Below are 9061 nucleotides of genomic sequence, written 5' to 3'. Positions count from 1 at the left end.
TCCTACCGGCTGGCCAAGCGGGCCGCCAAGGGCATGCTGCGGCTGCGCCGCGGCCGGCTGATCTTCGTCTCCTCGGTGGTCGGGCTGCTCGGCAGCGCGGGTCAGGTCAACTACGCCGCCTCGAAGGCCGGGCTGGTCGGGCTGGCCCGGTCGCTGGCCCGCGAGCTGGGCTCGCGCGGCATCACCGCGAACGTCGTGGCACCGGGCTTCGTCGAGACCGACATGACCGACGTGCTCACCGACGCGCAGAAGGACGCGATCAAGACGCAGGTGCCGCTGGGGCGCTACGCGCAGCCCGCCGAGGTGGCGGACGCCGTGGTGTGGCTGGCCGGCGCCGGATACGTCACCGGGGCGGTCATCCCGGTTGACGGTGGACTCGGAATGGGGCACTGACATGGGCTTGCTGGACGGAAAGCGGATCCTGGTCGCCGGGGTCACGATGGACACCTCCATCGGGTTCGCGGCGGCGAAGGTGGCACAGGAGCAGGGCGCGACGGTGCTCATCTCCAACTTCGGTCGGGCGCTGTCGATCACCAAGCGGATCGCCAAGCGGCTGCCGGTCGAGCCCCCCGTGCTCGACCTGGACGTGACCAACGAGGAGCACCTGGCCGGTCTCGCCGACGCGGTTCGGGAGCACGTCGATGGGCTCGACGGCGTGGTGCACTCGATCGCCTACGGCAACCCGGAGACGCTGCTCGGCGGCAAGTTCCTCACCGGGCCGTGGGAGGACGTGGCGCAGGCGGTGCGGGTGTCGGCGTACTCGCTGATGAGCCTCACCCAGGCGCTGCGCCCGGTGCTGGCCACGCCCGCGTCGGTGGTCGGGCTGACGTTCGACGCGACGGTGGCCTGGCCCGCCTACGACTGGATGGGCGTCGCCAAGGCCGGTCTGGAGTCGACGGCGCGCTACCTGGCGCGAGATCTGGGCCCCGAGGGCATCCGGGTCAACCTGGTCTCGGCCGGCCCGCTCAAGACGCTGGCCGCCAAGGCGATCCCCGGCTTCGAGGAGCTGGACTCGATGTGGGCGTCCAAGTCGCCGCTGGGCTGGGACAACACCGACCAGATCCCCACCGCGAAGGCCATCTGCGCGCTGCTGAGCGACTTCTTCCCGGCCACCACGGGTGAGATCGTTCACGTCGACGGCGGCTTCCACGCGATGGGGGCCTGAGCGCCGCTGCACAGGCGTCGCGGCTGCCCCTAGGGTGAGCCCATGACGCGTCCCGACGGTTTCCTCGCCGAGCTCAAAGATGCGGTCTCGATCCGCACCGCGCTGCTGGTGACAGGGGTGCTGCTGGTCCAGTTGGCGTTCGTGGCGTCGTACGTCGGCGCCTTCCACCACCAGAAGGCGCACTCCATCTCGGTCGGCGTCGTGGTGCCGGGCAGCGCCCAGCAGGCGGGTCAGCTCGCCGGCCGGCTCAACGGCCTGGCCGGCAGCCCGGTCGATGCCCGTGCGCTGGCCGACCGGGCCACCGCCACCCGGCAGATCGCAGGCGACGATCTGGCCGCGGCGCTGGTCGTCGATCCGAGCTCGACCCACGACGAGCTGCTGGTCGCCTCCGGCGCTGGCGCCTCACTGGTGACGGCGGTGCAGCAGGTGGCCGACGCTCTCGAGGGGCAGCAGCACCGGACCTACGCCACCACCGACCTGGTGCCGCTGCAGTCCGGTGACGGTCGCGGCCTGTCCGGCTTCTACCTGGTGATCGGCTGGCTGGTCGGCGGCTACCTGGTCGCCTCGCTGCTCGGCGTGGCGAAGGGTGCCCGCCCGGCCAACCTGCGTCGCGCGGTGATCCGACTCGGTGCCACGGTCCCCTACGCGATCCTGAGCGGCCTCGGCGGCGCGTTGGTGGTCGGGCCGCTGATCGGCGCGCTGACCGGGCACTTCTGGGCGCTGGCCGGGCTCGGCACGCTGCTGGTGCTCTCCGCGGCGACGGTGACGATGGCGTTCCAGGTGCTCTTCGGCACGCTCGGCATCGGGCTGACGGTGTTGCTGTTCGTGGTGCTCGGCAACCCGAGCGCGGGTGGTGCCTATCAGTGGCAGCTGCTGCCGGCGCTGTGGCGCGGGGTGGGCCCGTGGCTGCCCAACGGCGCCGGCACCGACGCCGTACGACGGATCGTCTACTTCGCCGGTCACGGCATCGGCGTGGAGCTGGTGGTCGTCGCCGGCTATGCCGTCGCCGGCGCGCTGGTCACCTTGGTGGCCGTGGCGCGGCGCCCGAGCGACGCGACGGCCCTAGGCTGAGGTCATGACCATCCGGACGCTGGTGTTGGTGCGGCACGCCAAGGCCGAGGCCTCGGCCCCGACGGACTTCGAGCGGCGGCTGACCGAACGCGGCCACGCCGACGCCGCCGAGGCCGGCGTGTGGTTGGCCGAGCAGGGCGTCGAGCCCGAGTACGCGCTGGTCTCCGCGGCCGCGCGCACCACCGAGACGTGGGAGGACATCGCCCTCGCCGCCGGGTGGGAGCTGGACCTCGCCGTGTACGACGACGGGCTCTTCGCGGCCGGCACCGACACCGCGCTGGACCTGATCCGCGAGACCGAGGACGGCATCACGACCCTGCTGGTCATCGGGCACAACCCGACCATCGGCAATCTGGCCCAGTTGCTCGACGACGGCGCCGGCGACGAGGACGCGGGCAACGCGATGGCGATGGGCTTCCCGACCGCCGGGGTGGCGGTGTTCTCCTACGACGGTGACTGGACCGACCTCGAGGAGGGCGCCGCCATGGTCACCGGGTTCCACGTCGGTCGGGGCTAGCCGGTCAGACCGGGGGAGCGGGCGTGACGATCCCGGCCTCGGCGTCCGCAGCCTCGATCTCCTCACGGGTGATGCCGAGCAGGTACATGATCGTGTCGAGGTAGGGCACGTTGACGGCGGTGTGAGCGGCCGAGCGCACCGCCGGCTTGGCGTTGTAGGCCACGCCCAGTCCGGCCGCGGCCAGCATGTCGAGGTCGTTGGCGCCGTCGCCGATCGCGACGGTCGAGGCCTCGGTCAGGCCCAGCTCGGCGGCGAACTCGCGCAGCGCGCGGGCCTTCCCGGCCCGGTCGACCACCTCGCCGACCACCTCGCCGGTGAGCACGCCGTCGACGATCTCCAGCTCGTTGGCGCGTGCGAAGTGGATGCCGAGGTCCGCGGCCAGCCGGTCGGTGATCTGGGAGAACCCGCCCGAGACGATCGCGAACCGGTAGCCCAGCCGGCGCAGCGTGCGCACCATCGTCCGTGCCCCCGGGTTGAGGTGCAGCGACTCGTAGACCTGGTCCAGGGCCGAGGCGGGCACGCCCTTGAGTAGCTTCACCCGCGCCCGCAGCGACTCCTCGAAGTCCAGCTCGCCGCGCATGGCCGCCTCGGTCACCGCTGCCACCTCGGCCTCGCAGCCGGCGTGCGCGGCGATCATCTCGATCACCTCGCCGTCGATGAGCGTTGAGTCGACGTCCATGACGATCAGCCGCATGCCTCGGCGCAGCAGATTCTCCGGCTGTACGCCGATGTCCACGCCCTGGGCCGCCGCCTCCACGGCGAGCGCCGTCCTCAGCGCATCCGGGTCGGCGCCCGAGACGTGCAGGTCGAACGCCGTGACCGGATAGCGGGCCAGTCGTCGGATCCGGTCGATGTTGCCGCCGGCCGCCGCGATCCGACGCGTCACCGCCGCCATCGCGGCCGCCTTGAGCGGCAGCCCGAGCACGGTGACGTGGGCGCGCTGGCGCGGTCGGCGCGGAGTGTCGCCGCTGCCCGACTCGATCTCCACCGACATCTCCAGCGCGTGCGCGGTCTCCACGATCGCGGTGCGCAGGGCGTCCGGGTCGGCGGGTGCGGTGACCAGCAGGCCGAGAACCAGCCGGCCGCGCAGCACGATCTGCTCGAGGTCGACCACGTCCACGCCGGCGAGAGCGAGGGTGGCGAGCGTCGAGGAGGTCACGCCCGGCCGGTCGCGGCCGGTGAGCGTGATGAGCAGGGTGTCGGGTGCAGGAGCCATCGCAGGGAGAGGCTATCTGTAGACCGCCCTACACCGGCGGCCAGACCTCCGGGGAGCCCGCCGCCGTCAGCGCTCGGCGGGCGGCGCGGGCCAGCGGCACCAATGCGTCCTGACGGGCCCGGATCTCGCCGGCCGAGATCGCGGCGCCGTCGTCCGCGCTGGCCAGGTCGACGATCTCGGCGGCCTGCAGACCGCGGGCGGCGAGGTCCACGCAGCGCGTCGGCACGCCCGGCGGCGCGGACAGCGGGCCGCGATGGCGCAGGTTCATCAGCCGGTCGGCGACGTCGGGACGCCAACGGGCGACGTCGAGGTCGGCGAGCGCCTGGGCGGTCTCGAGCAGCGCGGTGCGCAGCCCCCGGTCGGCCTCGCCGACGTCGGGCAGCTGCCGTCGGTGGGCGGCGTACCCCTGCCAGGTCAGCACCGCTCCGACCCGCACCGGGACGAGCCCGATCCCGGCGTCGGTGACCACGGCCTCGCGGGCGTCGAGCGCGGCATGGTTGAACGCCGCCGGCCCGCCGAGGCCGACCGCGTCGCCCGCGACAGGGTACGCCGCGCCGATCAGGGTTGCGCCCTCGGCCCGCAGTCGACCCAGGCCGCCGATCAGCGTCTGTGCCGCGTCGTCGCCGCCGAGGCCGAGCGCGGCCAGGCCGGTGACGGTATGCGTGGCATCGGCGTCGATCACCGCGTCGAGCATGAGGTCGGCGACCACCTCGCCGCGCAGCCAGGCGGTACCCCACCACGCCAGGCGCAGCGAGGCGGGCAGCGGGCTGGGGGAGGGCACCACGGCCCCGAAGGCTAGTCGATAAGGTGACGGCCATGGCCGCCGTCCTCGATCTCGTCGATGTCACCGTGCGCCGAGGATCCAGTCTCCTGCTGGACCGGGTCAGCTGGCTGGTCGAGGAGGACGAGCGCTGGGTGGTCCTCGGCCCGAACGGCGCCGGGAAGACCACGCTGCTGCAGCTGGCCGCGGCCCAGATGCACCCCACCTCCGGCACCGTCGACGTGCTCGGCGCCCGGATGGGCAAGGTCGACCTGAGCGAGATCAGGCCGCGCATCGGTGTCAGCAGCGCCGGCCTGGTCGACCGGATCCCACGTGACGAGGTGGTCCGGGACGTGATCGTGACCGCGTCCTACGGCGTCTACGGCCGCTGGAAGGAGCAGTACGACGAGGTCGACCACGAGCGCGCCTCCTCGCTGCTGGTCGAGGTGGGGATCAACCATCTGGCCGACCGCACGTTCGGCACGCTGAGCGAGGGCGAGCGCAAGCGCGTCCAGATCGCCCGCGCGCTGATGGTCGACCCGGAGCTGCTGCTGCTGGACGAGCCCGCCGCCGGGCTCGACCTGGGTGGCCGCGAGGACCTGGTCTCGACGCTCTCGACGCTGGCCTACGACCCCGACTCGCCGGCCACCGTGCTGGTCAGCCACCACGTCGAGGAGATTCCCCCGGGCTTCACCCACGTGCTGATGCTGCGCCGCGGCTCGGTGGTCGCGGCGGGCCTGCTCGAGCAGGAGCTGACCGAGGCGAACCTGTCGGCGACGTTCGGGATGCCGCTGGCCCTGGACCACGCCGACGGTCGCTATGCGGCCCGTCGCCGTACCCGCCGCGCGGTCTGATCACCGTCTCGCCGCGGTGGTGCGGCGAACCGCGCTAGATTCGCCTCATGCACTGGATCGGTGACCATCTGTGGGTCGCCTGGCTGGGTGGGGCCTTCGTCTTGGCCGTCGCCGAGATGGCGAGCCTGGACCTCGTCCTGCTGATGCTCGCCGCCGGCGCGGTGGGCGGAATGGTGGTGGCGCTGGCCACCGACAACGTGATCGCCCAGATCCTCGTCGCCGCCGTGGTCGCGCTCGCGATGCTCGGCCTGGTCCGGCCCAACCTGGTGCACCGGCTGCACGGCGGCCCCGAGCTGCGGATCGGGCCGCAGCGGCTGATCGGGCTGCGCACGGTCACCGCCGGCCGGATCTCGGCGCTGGAGCCGGGCCGGATCAAGATCGACGGCCAGGACTGGCGCGCCGAGCCGTACGACGACACCACCGTCATCGAGCCCGGGACGCCGGTCGAGGTGCTGCAGGTTCGAGGCGCGACGGCGTACGTGTATCCGATCGGTCGTCTGGAGAACTAGGAGCCCACCATGGCCACTGCCCTGCTCGTCGTCCTCGTGATCATCTTGCTGTTCGTGGTGACGACGCTGGCCAAGTCCGTGCGGATCATCCCGCAGGCCCGCGCGGGCGTCGTGGAGCGGTTCGGGAAGTACAAGGACACTCTCTCCCCGGGGCTCAACGTCGTGGTGCCGTTCGTGGACAAGGTGCGCTACCTGATCGACATGCGCGAGCAGGTGGTCAGCTTCCCACCACAGCCGGTCATCACCGAGGACAACCTGACGGTCTCCATCGACACGGTGATCTACTTCCAGGTCAACGACCCGATCGCCGCGACGTATGAGATCGCCAACTACATCCAGGCCGTCGAGCAGCTCACCATGACCACGCTGCGCAACATCGTCGGCGGCATGGACCTCGAGGCGACGCTGACCAGCCGCGAGCAGATCAACTCCGGCCTCTCCGCCGTGCTCGACGAGGCGACCGGACGCTGGGGCATCAAGGTCAGCCGGGTGGAGATCAAGGGCATCGACCCGCCGCCGTCCATCAAGGACGCGATGGAGAAGCAGATGCGCGCCGACCGCGACAAGCGCGCCGTGATCTTGACCGCCGAGGGCGAGCGGCAGTCGGCGATCCTGACCGCGGAGGGCAACAAGCAGTCCGCGATCCTCAACGCCGAGGGCGAGCGCGAGGCCAAGATCCTGGCGGCGCAAGCCGACCGGGAGGCAGCCATCCTGCGCGCCCAGGGCGAGGGACAGGCGATCCAGACCGTCTTCCAGGCGATCCACGACGGTCAGCCGGACCAGTCGCTGCTGGCGTACCAGTACCTGCAGATGATGCCGAAGATCGCCGAGGGCGACGCGAACAAGCTCTGGATCGTGCCCAGCGAGATCGGACGCGCGCTCGAGGGTCTCGGCTCGACGTTGAACGACCTGAAGGGCATCCCGCAGCAGCCCGCCGGGCCGCTCAAGCGGGTCGACATGGGGCCGAGCGAGCCCGCCGTGCCGGACCTGGGGCAGGCCGCCAGCGCCGCCGACGAGGCGGTCAGGCAGGCGATCGCCGAGGCGCAGGGCATGGAGGCGCCGCCGACGCCGGGCGCGGAGCCGACCGCGGGCGAGTCCTGAGGCTCGATGGACCTGGACGACGCCATCCGGACCACGGCCGCGATCCGCGAGTTCACCGCCGACCCGCTGCCCGACGAGGTGCTGCACCGGATCCTGGACACCGCCCGGTTCGCACCCAGCGGCGGCAACCGGCAGGGCGCCCATGTCGTGGTCGTCCGCGACCCGGGAACCCGGCGCCGGCTGGCCGAGCTGAGCGAGCCCGGCACCCGGCGCTACATGGCGCAGGCGCGGGCGGGGGAGACGCCGTGGAACCCGCTTGCGCCCGCCGGGGTGGACGCCGAGCAGATCGCCGCCACGCCGGTGCCGGCGGCGTTCGTCGAGCCGCTGCATACCGCGGCGGTCGTCCTGGTGGTGCTGGTCGACCTGGGTGCGCTCGCCGCCACCGACCAGGACCTCGACCGGATCGGCCTGGTCGGCGGCGCGTCGGTCTACCCGCTGGTGTGGAACGTCCTGCTGGCCGCTCGCGCGGAGGGGTACGGCGGCACCATCACCACCATGGCCGTGGCCCGCGAGCCCGAGGTGCTGGAGCTGGTCGGCGCCCCGGCCGGCTACGCGCTGGCCTGCGTGGTGCCACTGGGCCGGCCCCGGCACCAGCCCACCCGGCTGCGCCGGCAGCGGGTGGAGGAGTTCGTCACCCGGGAGCGCTTCGACGGGCCGCCGCTGGCCGCCGAAAGTGACGCCTCGACGGGCCGAAAGTGACCTCTCGACGGGCCGAAAGTGACTACTCGACGTAGGCGGTGAGCCAGCGGTCGAGCTCGGCGTAGGCCCGGGCCCGGACGTCGGGGCGGGAGAGGACGACGTCGTGCAGGGCGCCGTCGATGGCCACGTAGGTGACGTGGGGTCCCACGGCGGTGGCCCACTGCCGGATCTGGGGTACGTCGAGCACGATGTCGGTGCCGTGCACGGTGGCGTCCATCTGCCGCGGGTGGCCGCTGGCGCCCGAGGAGAGCACCAGTACCGGACACGGCACCGCCAGCCCGGCGTGCAGGCGGGCCTGCGCGACCCGGACCGCGCGCAGCCAGCCGGCGTACACGGTGAAGGACTCGACCGGCTTCCACAGCAGGTTGAAGTCCCACTCGCCCTCGTGATCGCGGTGCAGTGAGCGGGTGTAGAAGCCGCTGACGCTGCGCGGGATGGCCCGCATCGGCTGGAGCCGGCCCAAGCGCTTGACCACCGGGCTGACCACCGTGCGCATCACCGCCGGGCCCTGGAGGTCGAACCACGGCGAGTTCAAGAACATGCCGATCAGGCCGTCGGGTCGCCGCGCGTCCGCCCACAGCGGCGTGGTCAGTCCGCCGGTGGAGTGGCCGGTGACGACGACCTCGTCGTGCTCGGCGCGCACCCGGCGCCAGACCTCGTCGAGGACGGGGAAGTAGCCCTCCAGGTCGGTGGTGTAGTTGGGGGTCTGGTGCGGCAGCATCGAGCGGCCGTACTTCGGCAGGTCCACGGCGTAGAAGTCGTAGCCGCGAGCGTTCCACCATTCCGCGTACTCGGTCTGGAAGAAGTAGTCCGCGAACCCGTGCACGTGGATGACGGCGCGTCGGGTCGGCTCCCCGGCCGGGCGGCGGACGAGGGTGGCGACGACCTCGCCCTCGTGGTCGTCGGGCAGCGGGATGGTCTCGGCGGTGTACGGCGCACCCAGCACGTCGGTGTTCACGGCGGCAGTCTGTCAGTCCGCGGGCCCGGATGCCCGGCGCAGGTCCAGGGCGCGGGCGGGATGGTTGGTGGTGACCATCCACGCCCGGCCGGGCGCCAGCCACCAGCGCAACAGTCGGGGATCGTCGACGGTCCAGACCAGCAGGTCGAGCCCGTGCTGCCGGGCGAGCCGCGCCAGCGTGGCCGCGGCGAGCGCGTGGTGGGCGCACATC

General features: G+C 72.4%; 12 protein-coding genes. 8 read left to right on the top strand and 4 right to left on the bottom strand.

Features of this window, described 5'->3' with window-relative positions:
* From VHA72_RS12005 to VHA72_RS11990, 4 genes are all read left to right on the top strand, one after another.
* Positions 1–393 (top strand): SDR family oxidoreductase (locus VHA72_RS12005; protein WP_325575503.1); only part of this gene is annotated, 393 nt, incomplete at its 5' end.
* Position 394: 1 nt separating this feature from the next.
* Complete coding sequence (gene fabI / locus VHA72_RS12000; protein ID WP_325575501.1) at positions 395–1165, top strand: enoyl-ACP reductase FabI; 771 nt, start codon at positions 395–397, stop codon at positions 1163–1165.
* A gap of 42 nt (positions 1166–1207) precedes the next feature.
* Positions 1208–2236, top strand: a complete 1029-nt coding sequence (locus tag VHA72_RS11995) for a DUF3533 domain-containing protein (protein ID WP_325575499.1) — start codon at positions 1208–1210, stop codon at positions 2234–2236.
* Positions 2237–2240: 4 nt separating this feature from the next.
* Positions 2241–2753 (top strand): SixA phosphatase family protein, encoded by a 513-nt coding sequence (locus tag VHA72_RS11990; protein WP_325575497.1) that lies wholly within the window; start codon positions 2241–2243, stop codon positions 2751–2753.
* A 4-nt stretch (positions 2754–2757) separates the two neighbouring features.
* On the opposite strand, the gene serB is transcribed toward VHA72_RS11990, so the two are convergent.
* Positions 2758–3969 (bottom strand): phosphoserine phosphatase SerB, encoded by a 1212-nt coding sequence (serB, locus tag VHA72_RS11985; protein ID WP_325575495.1) that lies wholly within the window; start codon positions 3967–3969, stop codon positions 2758–2760.
* 28 nt (positions 3970–3997) lie between these two features.
* The gene (locus VHA72_RS11980; protein ID WP_325575493.1) at positions 3998–4753 is read right to left on the bottom strand and encodes an Rv1486c family protein; all 756 of its coding nucleotides are present in this window, start codon (positions 4751–4753) and stop codon (positions 3998–4000) included.
* A 32-nt stretch (positions 4754–4785) separates the two neighbouring features.
* Here VHA72_RS11980 and VHA72_RS11975 point away from each other — a divergent pair, with 32 nt between their 5' ends.
* The 4 genes from VHA72_RS11975 to VHA72_RS11960 are packed head-to-tail and all read left to right on the top strand — an operon-like array spanning position 4786 to position 7892.
* Complete coding sequence (locus tag VHA72_RS11975) at positions 4786–5583, top strand: ABC transporter ATP-binding protein (RefSeq protein ID WP_325575491.1); 798 nt, start codon at positions 4786–4788, stop codon at positions 5581–5583.
* Positions 5584–5630: 47 nt separating this feature from the next.
* Positions 5631–6092 carry an NfeD family protein gene (locus VHA72_RS11970; protein ID WP_325575489.1) on the top strand — a complete coding sequence of 154 codons (462 nt, stop codon included), beginning with the start codon at positions 5631–5633 and terminating at the stop codon, positions 6090–6092.
* A 9-nt stretch (positions 6093–6101) separates the two neighbouring features.
* The gene (locus VHA72_RS11965; RefSeq protein ID WP_325575487.1) at positions 6102–7193 is read left to right on the top strand and encodes an SPFH domain-containing protein; all 1092 of its coding nucleotides are present in this window, start codon (positions 6102–6104) and stop codon (positions 7191–7193) included.
* Between the two features lie 6 nt (positions 7194–7199).
* A complete protein-coding gene (locus VHA72_RS11960) occupies positions 7200–7892 on the top strand; it encodes a nitroreductase family protein (RefSeq protein WP_325575485.1) in 693 nt (230 codons plus the stop codon).
* Between the two features lie 22 nt (positions 7893–7914).
* Here VHA72_RS11960 and VHA72_RS11955 read toward each other — a convergent pair whose 3' ends face one another.
* Positions 7915–8850: an alpha/beta hydrolase gene (locus VHA72_RS11955; RefSeq protein ID WP_325575483.1), complete on the bottom strand. Its 936-nt coding sequence runs from the start codon at positions 8848–8850 to the stop codon at positions 7915–7917.
* Between the two features lie 12 nt (positions 8851–8862).
* On the bottom strand, positions 8863–9061 hold a 199-nt coding region (locus VHA72_RS11950), incomplete at its 5' end, for a hypothetical protein (protein WP_325575481.1).

This window comes from Nocardioides sp., assembly GCF_035547795.1.
Classification (GTDB): Bacteria; Actinomycetota; Actinomycetes; order Propionibacteriales; family Nocardioidaceae; genus Nocardioides.
The sequence above is the reverse complement of the archived record's forward strand: the minus strand, read 5'-3'. Positions and strand labels throughout refer to the sequence as shown.